The sequence below is a fragment of the Neobacillus drentensis genome (assembly GCF_036965425.1).
Lineage (GTDB): Bacteria > Bacillota > Bacilli > Bacillales > Cytobacillaceae > Neobacillus > Neobacillus drentensis_F.
This window is the reverse complement of the sequence record NZ_JBALPP010000073.1, coordinates 19566-41387: the sequence shown is the minus strand read 5'-3', so window position 1 is coordinate 41387 and position 21822 is coordinate 19566. Positions and strand designations below refer to the sequence as shown.

The 21822-nt window shown below is 40.8% G+C and carries 19 protein-coding genes and 4 tRNA genes; 1 reads left to right on the top strand and 22 read right to left on the bottom strand.

Translation table 11 applies throughout. From position 1 onward, the window contains the following. Nucleotides 1–2: 2 nt before the first annotated feature. From V7161_RS18275 to V7161_RS18175, 21 genes are all read right to left on the bottom strand, one after another. A complete protein-coding gene (locus V7161_RS18275; protein WP_335714378.1) occupies nucleotides 3–800 on the bottom strand; it encodes a two-component system regulatory protein YycI in 798 nt (265 codons plus the stop codon). Further along, nucleotides 787–2109: a YycH family regulatory protein gene (locus tag V7161_RS18270; protein ID WP_335714377.1), complete on the bottom strand. Its 1323-nt coding sequence runs from the start codon at nucleotides 2107–2109 to the stop codon at nucleotides 787–789. Before V7161_RS18270 ends, V7161_RS18275 begins: the two co-directional genes overlap by 14 nt. Continuing rightward, nucleotides 2106–3932, bottom strand: a complete 1827-nt coding sequence (gene walK / locus V7161_RS18265; RefSeq protein WP_335714376.1) for a cell wall metabolism sensor histidine kinase WalK — start codon at nucleotides 3930–3932, stop codon at nucleotides 2106–2108. The genes V7161_RS18270 and walK overlap by 4 nt, the downstream gene beginning before the upstream one ends. A 7-nt stretch (nucleotides 3933–3939) precedes the next feature. Then, on the bottom strand, nucleotides 3940–4650 hold the full coding sequence (gene yycF, locus V7161_RS18260; RefSeq protein ID WP_335714375.1) for a response regulator YycF: 711 nt from the start codon (nucleotides 4648–4650) through the stop codon (nucleotides 3940–3942). A gap of 184 nt (nucleotides 4651–4834) precedes the next feature. Beyond that, nucleotides 4835–6274 (bottom strand): M23 family metallopeptidase, encoded by a 1440-nt coding sequence (locus V7161_RS18255; protein ID WP_335714374.1) that lies wholly within the window; start codon nucleotides 6272–6274, stop codon nucleotides 4835–4837. A 662-nt stretch (nucleotides 6275–6936) separates the two neighbouring features. Next, nucleotides 6937–7009: transfer RNA gene (locus V7161_RS18250), tRNA-Phe, on the bottom strand. A gap of 6 nt (nucleotides 7010–7015) precedes the next feature. Next, nucleotides 7016–7092, bottom strand: a tRNA-Asp gene (locus V7161_RS18245). A 69-nt stretch (nucleotides 7093–7161) separates the two neighbouring features. Continuing rightward, nucleotides 7162–7233 (bottom strand) — tRNA-Glu (locus tag V7161_RS18240). Nucleotides 7234–7271: 38 nt separating this feature from the next. Further along, a tRNA-Lys gene (locus tag V7161_RS18235) sits at nucleotides 7272–7347 on the bottom strand. Between the two features lie 283 nt (nucleotides 7348–7630). Then, nucleotides 7631–8923, bottom strand: coding sequence for an adenylosuccinate synthase (locus V7161_RS18230; RefSeq protein WP_335714373.1), 1293 nt, complete (start codon nucleotides 8921–8923; stop codon nucleotides 7631–7633). A 227-nt stretch (nucleotides 8924–9150) separates the two neighbouring features. Then, the gene (dnaB, locus tag V7161_RS18225; protein ID WP_335714372.1) at nucleotides 9151–10509 is read right to left on the bottom strand and encodes a replicative DNA helicase; all 1359 of its coding nucleotides are present in this window, start codon (nucleotides 10507–10509) and stop codon (nucleotides 9151–9153) included. Between the two features lie 170 nt (nucleotides 10510–10679). Then, nucleotides 10680–11129, bottom strand: a complete 450-nt coding sequence (rplI, locus tag V7161_RS18220; protein ID WP_223595357.1) for a 50S ribosomal protein L9 — start codon at nucleotides 11127–11129, stop codon at nucleotides 10680–10682. Next, a complete protein-coding gene (locus V7161_RS18215) occupies nucleotides 11126–13099 on the bottom strand; it encodes a DHH family phosphoesterase (protein WP_335714371.1) in 1974 nt (657 codons plus the stop codon). The genes rplI and V7161_RS18215 overlap by 4 nt, the downstream gene beginning before the upstream one ends. Before the next feature lie 24 nt (nucleotides 13100–13123). Then, nucleotides 13124–14056, bottom strand: a complete 933-nt coding sequence (locus tag V7161_RS18210) for a YybS family protein (RefSeq protein WP_335714370.1) — start codon at nucleotides 14054–14056, stop codon at nucleotides 13124–13126. Nucleotides 14057–14172: 116 nt separating this feature from the next. Further along, the gene (gene rpsR / locus V7161_RS18205) at nucleotides 14173–14412 is read right to left on the bottom strand and encodes a 30S ribosomal protein S18 (RefSeq protein WP_223595362.1); all 240 of its coding nucleotides are present in this window, start codon (nucleotides 14410–14412) and stop codon (nucleotides 14173–14175) included. Nucleotides 14413–14462: 50 nt separating this feature from the next. Then, the gene (ssb, locus tag V7161_RS18200) at nucleotides 14463–14987 is read right to left on the bottom strand and encodes a single-stranded DNA-binding protein (protein ID WP_335714369.1); all 525 of its coding nucleotides are present in this window, start codon (nucleotides 14985–14987) and stop codon (nucleotides 14463–14465) included. Between the two features lie 71 nt (nucleotides 14988–15058). Next, nucleotides 15059–15346 (bottom strand): 30S ribosomal protein S6, encoded by a 288-nt coding sequence (rpsF, locus tag V7161_RS18195; protein WP_289987072.1) that lies wholly within the window; start codon nucleotides 15344–15346, stop codon nucleotides 15059–15061. A gap of 397 nt (nucleotides 15347–15743) precedes the next feature. Beyond that, nucleotides 15744–16844: a redox-regulated ATPase YchF gene (ychF, locus tag V7161_RS18190; RefSeq protein WP_335714368.1), complete on the bottom strand. Its 1101-nt coding sequence runs from the start codon at nucleotides 16842–16844 to the stop codon at nucleotides 15744–15746. Nucleotides 16845–16970: 126 nt separating this feature from the next. Next, nucleotides 16971–18968 (bottom strand): molybdopterin-dependent oxidoreductase, encoded by a 1998-nt coding sequence (locus V7161_RS18185; RefSeq protein WP_335714367.1) that lies wholly within the window; start codon nucleotides 18966–18968, stop codon nucleotides 16971–16973. A gap of 68 nt (nucleotides 18969–19036) precedes the next feature. Next, a complete protein-coding gene (locus V7161_RS18180; protein ID WP_223595370.1) occupies nucleotides 19037–19234 on the bottom strand; it encodes a DUF951 domain-containing protein in 198 nt (65 codons plus the stop codon). Nucleotides 19235–19249: 15 nt separating this feature from the next. Then, complete coding sequence (locus V7161_RS18175; protein ID WP_335714366.1) at nucleotides 19250–20134, bottom strand: mechanosensitive ion channel family protein; 885 nt, start codon at nucleotides 20132–20134, stop codon at nucleotides 19250–19252. A 279-nt stretch (nucleotides 20135–20413) separates the two neighbouring features. Between V7161_RS18175 and yyaC the strand changes: the two genes are divergently transcribed. Continuing rightward, nucleotides 20414–21028, top strand: a complete 615-nt coding sequence (yyaC, locus tag V7161_RS18170) for a spore protease YyaC (RefSeq protein ID WP_335714365.1) — start codon at nucleotides 20414–20416, stop codon at nucleotides 21026–21028. A gap of 33 nt (nucleotides 21029–21061) precedes the next feature. Here the strand turns inward: yyaC and V7161_RS18165 are convergent, their stop codons facing one another. Then, entirely contained in the window at nucleotides 21062–21778 is a 717-nt protein-coding gene (locus V7161_RS18165) for a DUF554 domain-containing protein (RefSeq protein ID WP_335714364.1), read from the bottom strand. Between the last annotated feature and the right edge of the window lie 44 nt (nucleotides 21779–21822).

The following is a 21822-nucleotide window of genomic DNA, read 5'->3' as shown; positions in this document are numbered from 1 at the left end:
TTTCACTCCACACTTATTTTTTCTTCGCTGTTAAAATCAATGATCTCACCTTCAAAGGCATTTACGAACAAACTCTCCTTATTATCGACCACAAAGCGCCAGGTTGGCGCTAATAATTGAGAGGCCGACAGCGGAACAAGTGTCGAATAGCCAAGCTCGATCTTCGTAATTTTACTCTTCGGTTTCAAGACTCCCTTTTGATGAAGCGTTTCAATCGCCTTTAACGGACGGAGGATCTCTTCTTTTTCCGCCAGCTTTTCAATTCCTTCAAGATAGGTTTGCTGATAGGAAACAATTTGATTACTTGAATTATAATTGAAGGTGATCATCCCGTTAATATTGTTATATAAAGGCATATTGTTACTTTGTTGAAAATAGGTGATTGTGTTTTTTTTATCATTTTTCTCCCAAAATTGATAATGGTCACCGTACAGGACACTTTCGTTTAAAAAAGACGAAAGCTCTGCTGGTTCAAATTTAGAATTAAGCTGCAAAGGCTTCTCCAGCGTCGACTGCAGTGTCGTTCCCGGCCCCTTAAGAGAAGCAGACTGACCCTTTAGTTTTTCAATATCCCCTTTGGTAAAAGTTTTCGGCTTAGCGCTAAGATATTGAGCCTTAATTGGAGTCTTCGGCAGTTCTACATATTTGATTTCATCCACTTTCAATTTCTCTTCAACTGATGCCTCCGTTAAAACCTCATATTTATTGGCATCCCGGATCTTCATGAATTGAAATAGGAGATACACATCCAGTATCAGGAATGTTAAAATAAATATCGTTTTTATTTTACTCCAATCCATGCTTCAGTCCTCCCAGGTCATCCATCGTGATTTCTTCCCACGTATTATCATAGCGATAAAACCAGGCTGGTTCTAAAAGGATCAGCATATTTTCTTCAGTATCCCTTTCCATCCGATAGCCTAATACCATTTCTTGCAGAAGCTCTGGCTTAAAGTTCTTTTTGTTTTGTAAAAACTTCAAGGCATCATGGCCTGAGGGGCGGGTAACCTTTTGAATTTCAGTTGTTAACGGGAGTTCTAAAGCAATGTTTGGACGAATATATTTGTTGATTTCATCCCGGCCCCAAACTTCTGTTATTTCCGACAGCCCTCTTTCATTAAAAACAGGATAGCCATCCCTGCTGTACATTCTGAAGGTGACCGAGCGGTTATATTCACTTTTGGAAACGAAGCGGTAAGGGTCTGTCCAGCCGCCGTGTTCATTAACAAAATCAATACTCCGTTTCACTAGATCATACGAACTGGCAATATATCGTTCCTCTGCGGTTGGATTGACATAGAGGAGTATATTGCTATCAAAATTCACTGTCATTTTGCTAGAATCATCGGTATATTCTTCCCCTGCAGGCAGCGGGCTTTTTTGGACGAAGCTTGGATTGCTGAAAAGCGCTTCTTTAAACTCATCGGAATTAAGGTCTTTTGGCAAATATTTATACCTCATCATTTCCTGATCCCCTTCGGGCAGGAACAGCGTCCGTTTTTCAGATGCCTTATATCCAAAGTAACGTGGCAGACTCGCTGCATTTTTATAAAAGCTTTGATTAAACTCGTTTAAATTGTTTGAGGAAATATGACTGATATAAACCTGCTGATTTTCAGTTGAGACAAAATAAACAATACCATTATCCTTATCAGAACCCTCAACATTAATAATAATGCGATTAAAATTGAAAGCAGGTATTCTTTTTCCCTCGATGTTCAAGACACTGCGATATAACTCGATGGGAACTTCCCCTGGAAACTGAATTTCAGTATTGCCGCTATTATGGCTTAGTTCCTCAATATTATCGATTTTTTCCGTTACATTTTTCACATCAAAAAAGGTCCACTGACCTAATTCCTTAACCACTTTGTCAATTTCACCTGTGTTATTGATTCCATAATGCTGCCCTTTAATATGGAAAAGAATCTGGTCAGGCCTGACAATTTTTTGAACCTCTTGTTTTTCACTAACGGTGACTTCGGCAACATAATTACTTTTTTCCATTTTGTCGTAATTAGGCTGATAGGTCCAAAGATTCCACGTTAACAAAATACTAACCAAAACCAAAATCGTTAAAATCACTGATTTAATATTTTCGTATCTCATGACCATTCATCCTCTTCTGAACGCTCATACGGCAGGGAAAAAGAAATAATAGTACCTTTCCCTTCTAGACTGGTTGCCCAAATCGCTCCGCCATGGGCATTCACCATTTCTTTTGCAATGGCCAGCCCAAGACCCGTACCGCCCAATTTCCGGGTTCTCGCTTTATCAACACGGTAGAAACGGTCAAATATCTTTCCAATATTCTCTTTTGGAATTCCCACTCCTTGGTCCGATACACTAACAATGATTCGGTCTTCCTCTTCTTCAATCGAGAAGGTCACCAAACCGCCTTCAGGGGAATACTTCAAGGCATTGGAAATGATATTGTACAACACTTGCGTCATCTTATCTTCATCGACCTCAACAAAAATAGCCTCGTTTGGCAGCTTTCGTTTAAAGGTGACGTTTTGTTCCTTGGACATTTCAAACCGATCAATAATGCGGTCATAGAAATCGACAAAATTAACCCATTCCATTGTCAGCTTGTAATCGGTACTGTCCATTTTTGATAGCTGAAGGAGGTCATTAACCAGGCGGATCATTCTTTCTGTCTCTGTCCGCGTTACCTCTAGAAAATTAGGAGCAATTTCTTCATCCTGCCATGCACCATCTGCCAGTGCCTCTAAATAACTCCTCATCGTTGTCAAAGGAGTTCTTAGTTCATGTGAAACATTGGCAACAAATTCTCGTCGTTCAGCATCAATTTTTTCCTGCTCCGTGATATCATGCAGAACGGCAATAAGTCCGTTTACAAAACCCGTTTCTTTTTGAATCACTGAAAAATTAGCGCGGAGAATATAGCGTTTTTTCTTCGTGCTGTAATCCAGAATTAAGGAATCTTTTTCTTCTAATAAGTCCTCAAAGGTATTCGTATCATCTAAATCTAACAACTCCACAATCGGTTGGGACAAAACTGTTTCACGTGAAACATTCAGCATTTCTGCAGCAGGTTCATTGATTAAAATAACCCGGCCTTTACGGTCTGTAGCAATAACCCCATCTGTCATATAGGACAAGACGGAGGATAATTTTCTTCGTTCTCCTTCTGTCATGGCCTGGGCCTCTTGGAGCTTTTTCGTTAAATTATTAAAGGTGATGGCGAGTGTGCCAATTTCATCATAGCCATACACTTTAACCTTCCTCGAAAAATTCCCCTTCGCCATCGCTAACGCCTGCTTCTTCATATCCGCAATTGGCCTAGTGATGGTTTGAGCGAGTAATATGCCCAAAACAGCCGTAATCGATAAAGCGATGGCTGTCCCAGTTGCAAAAATGCCATTAATGGTTTTCATTTGTTCAAATACATTTTCAATTTTTGCAACAAGATAAATGGCGCCGATCACTTTTTTGCCCGACTTTATGGGGGTGGAGAGGACCCAAATCCGATAACCGTTTTTCTGGTCAATCTTGATGGCACTTTGTTCCTCTTCCAAGGTCATCGATTGTTTTACCCGGAGCTCTGTTGTCCTTTGGCCGACCACACCTTGACTGCTGGAAGGAGAGGCACCAAGGATTTTAAGTGAGCCGTTTTCAATCACCTGAACCTCCAAAATATCACCGGTCACAAAATCCTTTAAGGTCTTTTTAATATCATCCTCGAGACTCGGATCTTCAGTAGTTCTTTCCTTTTCCATTTCCTGAACAATATTATAGCCAAGCAAATTAACGCGTTCTTTTAAGGAAGTTTGGAAGTTCGTTCTTAATGTTTCTTCCAGCTGCCTGACAAAATAAACACCGATAATTTGCATCGCAACTAATATAAGGAGGACATAGATGATAACAAATTTAACGTGTATGGAGCGAAAGAATCCAACCTTTCTCATCAAGGCCTTACTCCTGTTCAGGATTCCGCAAATAGTAGCCAACACCGCGGCGCGTAACAATCCATGTTGGGTGGCTTGGGCTATCCTCAATTTTTTCACGCAGACGTCTTACGGTTACATCGACAGTCCGGACATCTCCGTAATAATCGTAACCCCACACAGTTTGCAATAAATGTTCTCTCGTCATAACTTGGCCAATATGCTTCGCCAGATAGTAAAGAAGCTCAAATTCCCGATGGGTTAGTTCAATCGTTTCGCCGCGCTTTGACACCACATAGGCATCAGGATGAATCACAAGAGAGCCAATTTCAATTTCATTCGTTTCCGATTCAGCATCCGGCTGAGCCAGGATTTGCTGATGACGGCGTAAATTCGCCTTCACACGGGCAATTAATTCCCTTGTGCTAAAAGGCTTTGTTACATAATCGTCCGCACCCAGCTCAAGTCCAAGAACTTTATCGATTTCTGAATCCTTAGCTGTCAGCATAATGATCGGCATTTCATATTTTTTGCGGACCTCACGACAGACTTCCATGCCATCCCTAAGCGGCAGCATAATATCTAAGAGAATTAAGTCTGGCTGAATTTCTTCTACTAATTGAAGTGCTTCATTTCCATCATAAGCGCAATAGACAACATAACCTTCTTTTTTGAGATTAAACTGCAAAATATCTGCAATTGGCTTTTCGTCATCAACAACGAGAATTTTCTTTTCCATACCATTTCTCCTTTTTAAAAAGTAATCTATTCAATCAAAAAATCACAAGAAGTCATACCTATTCTATTTTACTTTACCATTGTTTCAGCTTAAATTCATCTATTAGTAGCATTTGTCAAGACTGGCAAGGTAAATCCTTGCAAAAAATAAAAAAGTCTCTAGCGGTACTAGAGACTTCATCATGTTATCTTCTTAAATAGCTGAGAGGGTTTACCAAGCTGCCGTTTTTAAATACTTCAAAATGGAGGTGGACACCTGTTGCATCACCTGTAGCCCCCATAATTCCGATGGCAGTGCCTTTTGAAACCGTCTGGCCTACTTTTACATTAATCGATGACATGTGGCCGTATAGCGTACGAAAGCCGTTTTTATGGTCGATTATTACTTTATTTCCATATCCCCCATTATCGTATCCGGCAGATACAACAACACCGTTGTCGGCTGCTTTAATGGTTTTATTGCTAGGTCTGGCAATGTCAATTCCTTTATGCATCTTGCCCCAGCGATAGCCCATTTGGCTGGAAACATACCCGCCTACAGTCGGCCAGGCAAAGCTGCCCTCACCACGGGAAGGAATCGCTTTGGTTCCTTTAATCACAATATGATTAACAGGCTGCTGAAGTATTTGTTCGCTTGTTTGCGTCTTTTTAACAGCAACACCGCTTTGTTCTGAAATGAAATAAGTGACAGTCCGGGAGCCATTTTGCCCCTGCTGCTTTTCCTTCGTCTCACCCTTCGGCATAGAGGAGTCCTCCACTACCTGATCTGTATAGGCAATCACTTCTTTTTGATTGACTTCCTTTTCTACAACTACTTCTACATATGGCTTTAACACAGTAACGTTAATTTCCTGGCCGACTTTTAAGAGGGAATCCGCTGTTAAACCTGGATTCAAAACTAAAAGCTCAGGAACTTTTAAGCCGTAATTATGTGCAATTGATTCAAGAGCATCGCCATCTTGAACAGCATATTTCTTTTCCTGCAATGTTCCTTTTTGTAACAAAGTAACGGCATCACTAGCTGACAATATTTGATCTGGCTCACTATTTTCAGCTTCAATAGTGACGTTCTTAGACAGGTGAACATCCAATAAACGTGTTTCGTTCTCTTTTAATGGCGGTAGATTTGTATCCGCCTGTGCTTTTCTAGCCTCAAGTTCCTTTAATTGATCTTCAGAAACATATTTCAGTTTAAGGTCTTTAATGACTTCCTCGGCAGTATTTTTATCAGCAACATAAACCGCTGGCTTTCCGTCGATGACAATCGCTGCTGCTTCTGCTTGAAGCTGGAATGTATTTTTGAGGTTTTGGATAGTCTCAATGTTATTGGCAGATGAATTGAAAACCTGTTCCGGTATGTATTCAACCTGGGAACCTACATTTAGATCCTTATTGGATTTTTTAAATTCGTCGACTTTTTCATTGATTACTCTGTCTACTACAGCTTTATCAGTAACGTTTCCAATGTATGTACCATTGAGATATACATGGTAATCGGTTGTTAGCTGGGAAGATGTCGCTAATGCAATAGGCCCATTGCTTAAAGCTACGACAGAGGCTGCTAAAGTCGTAATAATGGTTGTCTTTATGATTAACTTTTTTGTTTTGGAAATTGTATTCAACAAAAACATTTTTTCCTCCTAAACCACGGTAAAACCCTATTAATCTAGTAATGAATTTTCCAAATTTTAAACCTTCTTAACTTTACCATAAGTTTTTGTAAATAGATTAATAGTCTTAATAATGTAACAAAAATGTATAATAGCTGACATTTTACGACACTACCTTGAAATATCCTAGTCAAATTTTCGCGAATTTATTTTGTGGATTTTTAATAAAGCAGGGAGGAAAACCTAGGGAATCAAGGGTTTTATTAGTACCAAAGTAGGATGATGTTTGTTTTACATCGGGACGACCTAAGTAACGAGGATTTGTAAAAAACAGGAGTAAAAATTGCATTATTGTTACAATGAAAGCGTTTTATAGGGGGTTGATCAATTAATTTTTTAGTCATTTAGCCCAGCAAAACTCTTACGATGCTACTATTTATGAATAAAAATGCCTTCATTGCTCTAAAAATTCAATTCTCGGGCATTGTTGGGGAATGCCAGTGTGACCGGCACCGCTCTTTTTTTGGAGTCACATGCACTGTGAAAAGAGGAATAGTATTCGACACCAGTTAAGATACCTATTTAGATTGCATTACTGCTTTTAAACCTCTTTGCGATCATTAATGATATTTAAGATAAAAAAAGAAGCCTGCGCGTTTGCAAACTTCTTTTTGGGATGGCTCAGGACGGAATCGAACCGCCGACACAAGGATTTTCAGTCCTTTGCTCTACCGACTGAGCTACTGAGCCAACTAATGGCGGTCTGGACGGGACTCGAACCCGCGACCTCCTGCGTGACAGGCAGGCATTCTAACCAACTGAACTACCAGACCAAAATTATATTAATGGCAGTCAGCAAGGAGACCGTCCTTGCCAGCCTTTTGCCGACCGCCAAATGCCGATGACCCCTACGGGATTCGAACCCGTGTTACCGCCGTGAAAGGGCGGTGTCTTAACCGCTTGACCAAGGGGCCATACATATTGAAAGTTATTTTGCTTTTGCAAAAAACTTTGGTGAGCCATGAAGGACTCGAACCTTCGACCCTCTGATTAAAAGTCAGATGCTCTACCAACTGAGCTAATGGCTCGTACTTAAATGATTCACTAATCTTTATTTCGCCGTCAGATGCCCCCGCCTCAGTATGCTTATCCAAGCAGCAGCTCGGCGTGTGCCCTGATGCTGTTTCATAGAAGCATATTCGATCGTGCTCTACCGACTGAGCTAATGGCTCGTACAATGTGTCTCGTTCGTGACGACGCTTTTTATAATATCAAGATATCATAAATTATGCAATACTTTTTTAAAAAAATATTTCTTTTTCAAAAAATAAAAACAAAAAGCCCGCCAAACAGCGGGCTTCCCACACAAAGTTAGATCTGTCTCCAAGGGCTGCGAACAACATTTGTTTGAGTACGGTCCGGACCGACTGAGAAGGTCGATAAAGGAATACCAGTCAACTGTGTTACACGCTCCACATAGTGGCGGGCATTTACAGGCAGTTCATCTAATGATTTAACGCCAGTAATATCTTCCGTCCATCCTGGAAGCTCTTCGTAAATTGGTTCACATTGTGATAAAACCTTTAAGTTTGCTGGATACTCGGTAATGACTTCATCCTTATAACGATAAGACGTACAAATTTTTAATGTCTCAATTCCAGTTAATACATCAATGGAATTCAAAGATAGATCAGTTAAACCGCTGACACGGCGGGCATGGCGGACGACGACGCTGTCAAACCAGCCGACACGGCGAGGGCGCCCTGTTGTCGTACCATATTCACGGCCAACTTCACGGATGCGATTGCCAATTTCATTATTTAACTCAGTCGGGAATGGACCATCCCCAACACGGGAAGTGTAGGCTTTACAAACGCCGACAACATGAGTAATTTTAGAAGGACCCACTCCAGATCCAATCGTTACGCCTCCAGCCACTGGATTTGAGGAGGTTACGAAAGGATAAGTACCTTGGTCGATATCAAGCATAACGCCCTGAGCACCTTCAAATAATACGCGCTTGCCCTCATCCAAAGCATCATTTAAGACAACAGAAGTATCGCAAACATACTTCTCAATTTGCTGGCCATATTCAAAATACTCATCTAGAATATCTTCCTTCTTAAAGCCTTCCGTTTCGTAAATGCGTTCAAATAAGCGATTCTTTTCTTCAAGATTTTGTACTAATTTTTCTTCAAAAATTTCACGGTCTAGTAAATCAGCGATACGGATACCAACGCGGGCTGCCTTATCCATGTATGCAGGTCCGATACCCTTTTTCGTTGTACCGATTTTATTAGCACCTTTCCGTGTTTCTTCCACTTCATCTAATTTTAAATGGTAAGGAAGGATGACATGTGCACGATTGCTGATGCGCAGATTCTCGGTTGAAATTCCTTTTTCATGTAAATAGGCAAGCTCGGTTACCAAAGCTTTAGGATCGACAACCATGCCATTTCCGATGACACTAATTTTTTCTTTATTAAAAATCCCTGATGGAATCAAGTGCAATTTGTAGGTTTCTCCATTGAACTTAATCGTGTGTCCAGCATTATTACCGCCTTGATAACGTGCAATGACCTCAGCATTTTCTGAAAGAAAATCCGTAATTTTCCCTTTTCCTTCGTCTCCCCATTGCGTACCAACAACCACTACTGATGACATGTAAGGCACCTCCAAAATTTTAACGTCCATTAATTTATTATCACACCATCATAGTTTATCAATTACGCGACCAAAAATCAAACGAAACACGAACATTTTATATCAACCTATTAAAATATGTTCGTAAAATATTAAAATAGAATTCTAGTTTCATGAGCCATCTTAAAGATATTTAAACTATCAATCTAGCAAAAAAAGAGCCAGCCTAAAAAATGGCTGACTCTTCCTTATGCTCCTGGCGGGGCATCATACCTCGTCTCGATGTTGACGAACTTATTATATTCTTTAACAAACGCCAGCTGCACAGTGCCAACTGGACCATTACGCTGTTTCGCAATAATAATTTCAATAATATTCTTCGCCTCAGATTCCTTATCATAATAGTCATCACGATATAGGAAGGCAACAATATCGGCGTCCTGCTCGATCGACCCGGATTCACGGATATCGGACATCATAGGACGCTTATCCTGACGCTGCTCGACACCACGGGAAAGCTGAGATAAGGCAATAACAGGTATTTGAAGCTCACGGGCTAACTGCTTAAGGGAACGGGAAATTTCTGATACTTCCTGTTGACGGTTTTCACCGGAACGGCCGCTTCCTAAAATGAGCTGTAAATAGTCAATCAAAATCATGCCTATACCATGCTCCTGCTTTAAGCGGCGGCATTTCGAACGAATATCACTGATACGCACACCTGGGGTATCATCAATAAAAATCCCCGTGTTTGACAAGCTTCCCATTGCCATCGTCAGCTTACCCCAGTCTTCCTCTGTCAGGGAACCGGTACGAAGCCTTTGCGCATCGATATTCCCTTCGGCACAAAGGAGACGCATGACCAGCTGCTCAGCGCCCATCTCAAGACTGAAGATGGCAATATTCTCGCCCGTTTTTTTGGCGACATTTTGGGCAATATTTAAGGCAAAGGCTGTTTTACCCACGGATGGACGAGCGCCAACAATGATCAAGTCATTTCGCTGAAAGCCTGCTGTCATCCGGTCAAGGTCAACGAACCCTGTTTCAAGTCCAGTAATATCACCGACACGGTTATGCATAACTTCGATATTATCATAGGTTCGAACGAGTACATCTTTAATATTATGAAAGGCACCAGCATTTTTCCGATTCGCTACTTCCATAATATTTTTTTCCGCTTCACTTAAAAGGGCATCCACCTCGTCCTCGCGGGTATAGCCATCTTGAGCAATATTGGTAGCCGTACGAATTAATCTTCTTAAAAGTGATTTTTCACCTACGATTCTAGCATAATACTCAATATTAGCAGCTGTAGGAACAGCTCCGGAGAGGTCACTCAAATAGCTGACGCCGCCGATATCTTCAATCAGTTTTGCAGCAGCTAATTCCTCCGTTACCGTAATTAAATCAACGGCTTTACCTTGATCATTTAAATTCAGCATCACATTAAAGATTTTTTGGTGGGCGGCACGGTAAAAATCCTCTGGAATCAGGATCTCAGATGCCATAGTTAAAGAAGACGGCTCTAAAAAAATAGCCCCTAATACAGCTTGTTCAGCTTCAATATTTTGCGGGGGCATGCGGTCTGCTAATAATTCATTACTCATATATATTCAAAACCTCCTAATGAATAGGAAATATTTCAAATCAATCATATCATATTCGGTTCCAATCAAGAAAAAAAGTGACCAGTTATAACCGATCACGTCCCATTGCTTACTTTTTATATTCTATCATGATTATTTTAAAATTGAACTGGCAAATTTTTTACAGTCTACTATTTTACTTCTTTTACCGAAACCGTTAACGTCGCCGTTACTTCATGATGAAGTTTTACAGGCACCTTCGTGTGACCAAGCGTACGGATGGCATCATTTAATTCCATTTTACGTTTATCAATTTTGATTCCGTGCTTCTTTTGCAGCTCTTCAGCAACTTGTTTTGTGGTAATTGAACCAAACAAGCGGCCGCCTTCGCCAGCTTTAGCGGTTAATTCAACTGTAATTTGGTCAATTGTTTCTTTAAGCTTTTTGGCTTCAGCAAGCTCTTCTGCCGCTTCTTTTTCCTGCTTTTTCTTCTGGGCATCTAATGAACTGATATTTGCATTATTGGCCTCCACTGCCAGGCCTTGCTTAATTAAAAAGTTATGGGCATAACCATCGGCTACATTTTTCACTTCGCCTTTTTTTCCTTTACCTTTTACATCCTTTAGAAAAATTACCTTCATTCTTTTTTTCCTCCTTCAAAGTAGTCATCAATTGCCAGCTTCAACTTGCTTTCTGTCTCAGCAATGGTAATGCCTGACAGCTGGGTAGCAGCATTGGTGAGGTGTCCGCCGCCCTTTAAGCTTTCCATGATGACTTGGACATTGATGTTTCCTAATGACCTGGCACTGATGCCAATCAAACCTTCGTTACGTTTCGAAATGACAAACGACGCAATTACTCCGTCCATCGTCAATAACGTATCGGCAGCCTGAGCTATAATGACTTGATCATATAGGTCATGTTCATTTCCTTTTGCAATCGCAATTCCTTCATGATAGAAGGTAACCGATTCAATCAGCTTAGACCTTTTGATATATGTATCAACATTTTCTTTCAAAAACTTCTGGACCAGGATGGTGTCAGCACCATGTGCGCGCAGGTAGGAGGCTGCATCAAATGTCCGTGAACCTGTTCTTAGTGTAAAGCTCTTTGTATCGACAATAATACCTGCTAAAAGGGCCGTCGCTTCAATCATCTCAATTTTCCCGCGCTTTGGCTGGTATTCCAGGAATTCCGTCACCAGCTCAGAAGTCGAGGAGGCATATGGCTCCATATAAACAAGCAGCGGATTCGAAATAAAATCCTCACCGCGGCGATGATGGTCAATGACAACAACATTATCAATTTTGTTCAACAACCGTTCTTCCATAACCATCGATGGTTTATGAGTATCAACCACAACTAGCAAAGTTTTATCAGTGGCAATTTCAAGCGCTTGTTCTGACCCAATAAAATGAGAAAATAAGTGCTCCTGGCTGCGGATTTCATTCATAAGACGTCCGACACCATTGTCCATATCCATTGAATCTAAAACGATATAGGCATCCTTTTGATTCATCTGCGCTACTTTATAAATTCCGATGCTGGCCCCAATAGAGTCCATATCTGGATTTTTATGACCCATAATAATGACTTTGTCACTAGCTGTAATTAAATCCTTTAAGGCGTGAGAAATGACCCTGGCCCTTACTCTTGTCCGCTTCTCAATTGGATTAGTTTTCCCCCCAAAGAATTTCACCTTTCCATTCGGAAGTTTAATGGCTACCTGATCCCCGCCCCTGCCAAGGGCTAAATCCAGACTGGACTGGGCAAGCGTCCCCAGCTCCGGCAGTGAGGAAACACCGGTACCGACACCAATACTTAAAGTAAAGGAAACATTTTGCTTTGAGGTCATTTCCCTAACTTCATCCAAAATGGAAAATTTCCCTTTTTCCAGAATATGAAGGATTCTTTCACTAAAAACGGCGATAAATCGTTCAGAGGATACCCGCTTCAGGAACATTCCATTGTCTTGGGCCCACTTATTTAATATAGATGTAACCAAGTTATTGATGCTCCCGCGCATTTGGTCGTCCATGCCTTGAGTCAAATCATCATAATTATCTAAAAAGATGGTGGCAATAACGGTCCGGTCATCCTGATACTTTTTCTCAATTTCCGTTTGCTCGGTTACATCAAAAAAGTAGAGAAGACGTTCTTCACGTTTATGTATGACCCGAAATTTCCTTTCATGGAGCGTAATGATTTCTGTCTCTACTTCCTGTTTTATTAGTGGAATCAGGGTGTCAGCCACATCATAAAGGGATCTTCCCACTAGTGTGTCTTGATCAAAGCAGGAAGTAAGAAATGGATTAGTCCATTCAATATAATATTCATCATTAATGAGCATAATCCCAATCGGCATTTCCATTAATGCTTCTTCGCCGACCTTTTTTACCCGGTAGGAAAGGGTCGAGATATACTCGGACATTTCCTTTCTTTGTGCCCGTTCGATGACAAACATATAGTAGAGCGGGATGAACATAAATAAAAGACCTGCCAGGCTTAATATCCAATTATATAAGGACAGGATTATAAGCAATACCACTGTAACGCCTATTAACCCATAAAATGGGTAACGGATCGATCGCTTTTCTAAAAATGCAGGCATTATTTCAGCTCCTAAACGCAAGTCTTACTCTTTTTTAGCAAAACGTTTTCGTAAATCAAATCCTATATCGGTTATTCCTAATATCATTATTATATAATGAATAATTGGTATCATGAAAGCAAGAATTACAACAAGGACACGAATTCCCTTAGGAATGGACCTTTGATGGAAAATATTAAATAAAAATCCGAGTCCCTGGACAACCATAAACGTCCCCAATATGTAAATCGCATTCGTTAGAACTGAAAATAAATAGGTACCCTCTTCCGGTCTTACGAGTAAATTTGCTCCCAAAGCTATTAAAAGATACCACAGCATGCTTCTTGGTAAAGATAGATTTCTCAAGCTTCCCCATGGCTCAACATTTACACCAAATCTCTTAGCGATAGGAAAACAAACCCACTGAATGATAAAGGAAGCAACTATGGACCCCAAAATCAGAACGCTTGGTAAAAGTGTTATGACCATATCAACCTGTTTTTTCAGCTGTTCAATTTGGCCTTCTTTTCCCACTGATTTAGCAATTTCCTCTGACTGTTTCAAGGATTGATTTAAAGCTGCCTGGAGTTCATGGGTGATGTCCATTTTCATAAAAGCGGAAGTTACCACAAAAAAAATAATCATGCCCGCCATTATGGTCAGGGTACTAGCAATTAAAATTGCAGACCTGCTTTTATTTTTTTGCAGCATATATCCAATGATAACACCAGTTGTTCCATAAATCAGCATCATGGCTAATCCCATAAAAGACGCAGCGATAAACGAAATAACGATGCTGGCTACAAAAAAGGCTGCGATATTTTTAATATTATTTTTAGCTGTAAATATGATAAAAGGTGCTGGAAGTACAATATTTATAATGGAACCAACAAGCGGTATATAAATGGTTATTAATAAAAGCACCGTAAATGCAGCTAAAAGGATGGCACCTTCTGTTAGTTTACGTACATTTTTCACTACTTCACCCCTAAAATTTTCTGGAAATCCATCTCTCTATTTTAGCTAGATATTTGGTGGTATTCAACCTTATAAAAAAGGCAGCAAGGGGAGAACCCCTGCTGCCTTATGCTTTATTATTCACCTGCAACGAATGGTAATAATGCCATTTGACGTGCACGTTTGATTGCAACTGTTAGTTTACGTTGGTATTTAGCGCTTGTACCAGTTACACGACGTGGTAAAATCTTTCCACGCTCAGAGATGAATTTTTTTAGTAAATCCACATCTTTATAGTCAATCTTTGTGATTGCGTTAGAAGTGAAGTAACACACTTTACGACGCTTTGCGCGACCGCCTTTACGTCCTCCTGCCATGAAAATTCCCTCCTTCATTAGTTATTATAATATCGTTCAGCAAGGTTATCTTAGAATGGAAGATCGTCATCAGAGATGTCAATTTGACCATTTCCTGCAAATGGATCTTCATCCATGCGAGTATAACCTTTGTTTTGGTTTTGGTTCTGGTTAGGACGCTGATTCTGATTGCTGCTGCCATATGGATTACCTTGTGGTTCCATTGGAGGAGCACCGTAATAATCGTTGCCTCTTCCCGCACCGCCGCCAGAAGAAGATTTAGGCTCTAGAAATTGAACACTTTCTGCTTGAACCTCAGTAACGTATACACGTTTACCATCTTGTCCTTCATAGTTGCGGGTTTGAATGCGGCCATCGACACCTGCCAGGCTTCCTTTTTTCAAGAAGTTCGCCACATTTTCAGCCGGTTTACGCCAAACAACACAGTTAATAAAGTCTGCTTCACGATCACCAGACTGACTAGAAAATGGTCGATTAACGGCTAAAGTAAAAGTAGCAACAGGAACCCCATTTGGCGTATAACGCAAATCAGGATCTTTTGTTAAACGGCCAACAAGCACGACACGATTCATCATCAGAATCAACTCCTTTTCTTTTGGAAAAATGTTCCACATGGAACATTTTGACCAAGAAATATATATAAATCTTATTCTTCTTCTTTAATTACGATATGGCGAATGATATCTTCGCTGATCTTTGCAAGACGAGAAAATTCTTGTACTGCAGCAGCTGAAGATGTAGTTTTAGCGATTTGGTAGTATCCGTCACGGAAATCGTTGATTTCATAAGCTAGACGGCGCTTACCCCAATCCTTTGTTTCAGCAGTTTCCGCACCGTTATCAAGAAGAATTGTGTTGAAACGCTCAACTAGAGCCTTCTTTGATTCATCTTCAATATTTGGGCGGATGATGTACATGATTTCGTACTTATTCATCACAGTCACCTCCTTTTGGTCTAAACGGCCCGAATGGGCAAGGAGCAATTATTCATTACTCACAAGTTGAAATTATAGCACAAGAAAAAAAGAAAAGCAATGACCTTCACATTTTCGCCAAAATAATAGCTCTGCATAAGCTGCAGAGCTACTTTTTGTGCTGTGTTAACCTTGTCTGTTGATTTCCGCTCCAGGTGCTTTCCGCGGGCGGTTCGGAGAGCCTCCTCGGCGCAAAGCGCCTCCGGGGTCTCCCCTGTACCGTACTCCCGCAGGACATTGATTTTACTTCCTTGAATTCGCCCACGCACGAAGGAAATGCGATAGCATTTTCGAGGAGTCTCGCACCTTCCGCTCCAATCAACAGAAGTGCAAAATTAACATTGTGCTTTTACTTAGCCTAGACATTAAAGCGGAAGTGGATAACATCTCCATCTTTCACAATATAATCTTTACCTTCTAGACGTACTTTCCCAGCTTCCTTCGCTGCATTATGGCTGCCAGCAGCTAATAAATCATCAAAGGAAACTGTCTCAGCACGGATAAAGCCACGCTCGAAATCAGTGTGAATAATCCCTGCACATTGTGGTGCTTTCATGCCGTTTCTAAACGTCCACGCACGAACCTCCTGAACACCCGCCGTGAAATAAGTAGCTAGGCCAAGCAGGCTATAGGCAGCACGGATTAACTGGTCAAGACCGGATTCTTCAATGCCAAGCTCAGAAAGGAACATCGCTTTTTCTTCGCCTTCAAGCTCAGCAATTTCCTCTTCAATTTTGGCACAAATTACAATAACCTCAGCATTATCAGCCTTGGCAAATTCCCGAACCTTTTGAACATACTCATTTTCTGAAGGATCAGCAATATCATCTTCACTCACATTGGCTACATAAAGGACAGGCTTGATCGTTAATAGATGCAACCCTTTGACCAATTTCATCTGTTCTTCCGTAAAGTCCACGGTACGAGCAGGTTTTTCTGCCTCAAACGCATCACGAAGCATCGCAAGGACCTCAAATTCAGCCGCTGCTTCTTTATCCTTTTGTTTGGCCAATTTCTCTACACGGCCGATGCGCTTTTCAACGGATTCCATATCAGCTAGGATTAATTCTAGATTAATCGTTTCAATATCATCGATTGGATCCACTTTCCCTGAAACGTGTGTAATGTTTTCATCTGCGAAGCAGCGAACTACTTGGCAAATGGCATCGACTTGGCGAATGTGGGAAAGGAATTTGTTTCCTAAACCTTCACCTTTACTTGCCCCTTTCACAATCCCGGCAATGTCGGTAAATTCAAAAGCCGTTGGTACGGTCTTTTTCGGCTGGACAAGCTCAGTTAATTTTTGTAAACGGTAATCTGGAACTTCTACAATTCCAACATTCGGATCGATCGTACAGAAAGGGTAGTTTGCCGATTCCGCCCCTGCTTGAGTAATTGCATTAAACAATGTAGATTTACCCACGTTCGGCAAACCTACAATACCAGCTGTTAAAGCCATTCACGTTCACTCCTCTAGAAAAATAAATCTATTTTAAAAAAATTAATTCCTAAATTAAAAAGACAAGCCTTTCACAATTATAGGCATATGTCCGAAAAAAGACAACTGCCGCTTTAGAGGCGGCAGTTAGTTTATTTTTTCAAGATTTACTAAACAATCGTATAAAGTACTGCCCAGCCCATTATCAGATTCCCTGCTAGATGTCAACTGATTAACAGACCCGCCAAATTCCTGCCAAATCCCTTCATCAATATTAATCGTGTCCGGGTGGGCATTGGCTAAAATAGAAATATAACCTTTTACTTCACCGCGGTCGTTCCATACCCGCACATAATCACCATTGTTTAATGTCAAATCAGCTGCAATATTATTAGCAATTTCTACCTTCAATTGCGGCTTTGAGGAGAAAAGATGATAGTTTTGCGAATGATTAGAACGCATTGGGTGAATCGTCAGCAGACTATAGGGATATTTTTCTGCCAGAGTAGGATTTGCCCATTTCGATTCATCCGGTATGGCTAATTTCAAGAGACCGTCCTCACCTTTAAGCACAGAGGTAAATTCAAATTTGCCGCTCGGTGTCTGAAAATTCATTTTCTGCCAGGGAATGTACTCAACTGGAAGTTCCAACGTTTGTTCTTCTTTTAATTTTTGAAGTGTAATTCCGTAAGGCGCCAATGGTTTTAACGTCATCTCAAGGAATTGGTCTCTGGAAAAGGCAAATTCCTCACCAAATCCAAGTCTTTCCGCTAATTGTGTCCAAATCCATAAATCGGATTTTACTTCGCCCGGCGGATCGATAAGCTCTGGACCATAATTAACATAATGATGGTACATCGAGGAATAGTAAAAATCCTCCTCTTCAAATGCGGTCGCTGTTGGCAATACATAATCAGCCATTCGTGCCGAATCGGTCATATATTGGTCAATGACAACCAGCGTCTTAACTGAAGAAAAAGCTTCTTTAACCACATGGGTGTCAGGCACCTGAGTTAACGGGTTCCCGCATGTCACGATAATCATTTGGATTTCCGGGTCTGCCGCCTTGAGCACTTCTTCCGCTTGCTTCATAATTGAAAATTGCCGATGATTTTGTTTGCGGCCGGCAAGGGTTAATTCCTCGAAGGCAAAGCTTTGCCCCACTTGAAGATTGGCATAATTGGCGCCACCTCCGGCAATTCCGATATTCCCGCTGACGGCAACAAGTGCATCAATTAAACGGATGGTGTTCCCACCGTTTCGATATCGCTGCAAGCCTAAGCCCATATAAGTGGAAGTGGGTTTATCCGCATAAATCCTGGCCAGATGCGTAATGGTTTCTTCCGCCACCTCTGTCATTTCACTTATTTTTTCAAGGGAAATGCTGTCCAGCAGCCCTTCTAAATCGTTATAGCCGTGTGTATGCTGTTTAATAAAGGATTGATCCTCTAAACCTAAGCGGAGTATTTCTTTCATAATGCCAGCAGCCAGCAATCCGTCCATTCCAGGTTTAATCGTAATATGCTGGTCGGCAATTTTGGCTGTCGCATTAAACATAGGGTCAATTACATAAAGGTTTGCACCCCGCTTTTTCGTCTCTAACAGCTTTTCGTAGAAATGCATATTCGTCCGCGCCATATTTCTTCCCCAAACAATGATGTTTTTGCTGTTAAAAATATCATCCGGTCCATGGCTGTACGCACTGCCAAAATCCCATTTCTGTGCTTCAATCCCCGCTCCCCAGCATAGAGAGCCATATAGTTCTGTTACTCCGCCATAGGCATTAAAGAAGCGCTGATCCAAATTTTTTAATATCCCGTTATTGGCATAATCGTGGCTGTGAAGAACCGCTGTAGTACCGTATTGTTCTTTGATTTCTACTAATTTTGCAGCGATTTCACCAAGGGCCTGCTCCCAAGTTATTGGTTCGAATTGACCATTTATCTTTTTTAAGGGGTGCAATAACCGTTTTGACGAGTTTGTTCTTGTTTCCAATTGACGGCCGCGACCACAAATTTTTCCCTTAGTAATCGGATGGGATGGATCGCCGTCGACTTTTATTACTTTATTATTTTCTACTGTTACATTTAAACCGCAGCTATCCCAGCAATTTAACGGACAAGCCGACTGTATAATCTTTGCCACACGCTCTCCCCCCAAATCTTTTTATCTAATGAAAATAATACATCATCCAAAAAAAAGAAGCATGAAAATTATTCTTCATGCTTAACCAAAATTTTCTTCATTTTTCTTGAAAACTCTCTCCTTGGAATAAGAACACTATGGCCGCAACCTTCACATTTAATACGGACATCCATCCCCATGCGAATAATCTTCCAGCGGTTCGTTCCGCAGGGATGCTGCTTCTTCATTTCAACCACATCGTTTAAAGCAAATTCTTTTTCCTCCACCCGACTCACCATCCTTTAAACACTTGGTTCTTTTACATTACCTGAATCCTTTGAGAACATCACCATGCGTGGGTATGGAATTTCAATTCCATTGGCATCTAGTTCAAGTTTGATATCTTTTCTTATTTTCCTCGTAACTGCCGCATGCTTCATTGGCAGTGTTTCCGCTATAATCCTAATCATTACTTCTGATGGTCCAAAATTTTGTATCCCTAAATATTCCGGAGCTTTTACTAATTCCTCATATTGTTCCGGCATTTTTATAAGTAAATCTTTAATGACTGTCTCAGCCTTATCAATATCTTCTTCATAAGCAATTCCGACATCGATTATTGCAATGCTATTATTAAGGGAAAAATTGGTTACTTCCATTATGTTGCCATTTGGCAAAATATGGACTTCCCCAGTCCAGCTTTTTAATTTGGTCGTCCTCAAGCCAATTGTCTGAACCGTTCCCTCAAACTGTCCGATACGGACATGGTCGCCGACTGAAAATTGATCTTCAAAAATGATAAAGAATCCGGTAATCACATCTTTGACCAAACTTTGGGCGCCAAACCCTACAGCCAAGCCGACAATCCCTGCACCGGCAAGAAGGGCCTTCACATCGATTCCTAATACGGAAAGAATCATCATAAAGGCAATAAAATAAACCACGTAAGAAAGGATATTATCTAAAAGTTTTGAGAGGGTCTCTTCGCGTCGTTCGGAAGTACTGAGCGGAGAGAGGTTTCTAATTTTAAATATGTTATGAATGGCCAATTTTCCAATGCGGATTAATATATTGGCAATGACAATAATGGCGATAATCTTTAACAGTCCTTCGCCAAGGTTTAACCACGTATCTTCATTTTGAAATTTATTAATCAATTTTTCCATGCCTTTTTCAGTTAGACTCATACATCCACCTTCCTTTATCTAAACCACATCTATTTTAACAATTTTCTTCCTTACATTGTAGCATTATGATTTTTTCATTTTCTATCCACTTCATGTATAGATTTACTGAATTTTCCGTATACTAATTAGAAAAGCGGAAGCGCCTTGATCAGGGGCGACAAGCATAAGACGAGCCGGCGGGAAGGTTGCTTTTTAACCTTCTCGACGGATTGGCTTAGACCAAAGAGCCCCTAGGCGCTGGAGCTAGACAGGGCCGACTTAGAGTAGGGAGTGGGATTAATGAATCTAAAAACGAATTTTTTTGACAGGAGGAGCAAGACCCGCATCATTCATGATGATGATCAGGCATCCGAAAATTTAGCGGAGGAATTGCTGGCCACCATTCCAAAAGTGACTAGCCGCCCGATCGTATTTGTTTGTATTGGTACAGACCGCTCCACCGGAGATTCATTAGGACCACTTGTCGGAACATTGCTTGAAGAAAAAAAACTGAAATCCTTTTATGTATATGGGACATTAGATGAGCCGATCCATGCAGTGAATTTAGTAGAAAGGCTAAAGGAAATTCATATTAAGCATGTAGATCCGTTTATTATCGGAATCGATGCCTGTCTGGGAAGGATGAAAAATGTCGGCGTGATTCAGCTTGGGCATGGTCCAGTCAAGCCAGGCGCCGGGGTAAACAAAGAGCTTCCTGCTGTTGGCGATATCCATATCACTGGTATTGTCAATGTCAGCGGGTTTATGGAATTCTTTGTATTACAAAATACACGGTTAAATCTGGTGATGAAAATGGCGAAAACGATTGCCAGTGGAATTTACGAAGCCAGCCTCTTATATCCAAAGCAGCTCTGGAACGATTTAAAATGGTTAGATGAAGAAAAAACAAATTAAAAAGAGCACCTTGTGCTCTTTTTAAAATTCTATTTACTGTAAAAAACCATGATAAAAATACATACCGGTGACAATGATTCCCGTGATTACAATGCCAGGGAGGAGGTTTGCGACTCTTATCTTCACCATTCCAGTAAGATTAAGACCAATGGCAAAAATCATAATACCTCCTGTTGCTGTCATTTCCACGATAAATTGATCCATTAAGGCTTGGGGGACAAAACGGTCAATTTGTGTGGCAAATAAGGCAATCAAACCTTCATAAAGCACAACAGGAATCGCTGAGAAAATGACGCCAATTCCAAGTGTCGTCGTTAAAATTAACGCAGTAAATCCGTCAATCAAAGATTTCGTATACAATACATCATGATCGCCCCGAATACCGCTGTCAAGGGCTCCGATAATTGCCATGGCACCAATCACAAAGATTAGGGTCGCCGTGACAAAACCCTCTGAAATATTGCCCTTTCCATTGGAACCTACCTTTTTTTCCAGCCAGCCGCCCAAATCATTTAATTTATCTTCGAGTCTTAACAGCTCACCGACTACTGCACCAAGTACTAGACTTATAATGACAATTAGGAAATTTTCGCTTTTTAAGCCCATTTGCAATCCTAAAACCATAACGGACAAGCCAATGGCATACATGACCGTGACTTTCATTCCCTCTGGAATTCGGTTTAACAGCTTACCGAGGAGAGTACCAATCACTATTAATAGTCCGTTAACTATTGTTCCTAGTAAAAACATGATGTTTCACCTTATTTAGCCTTTCGAAATAATTAATATTACTA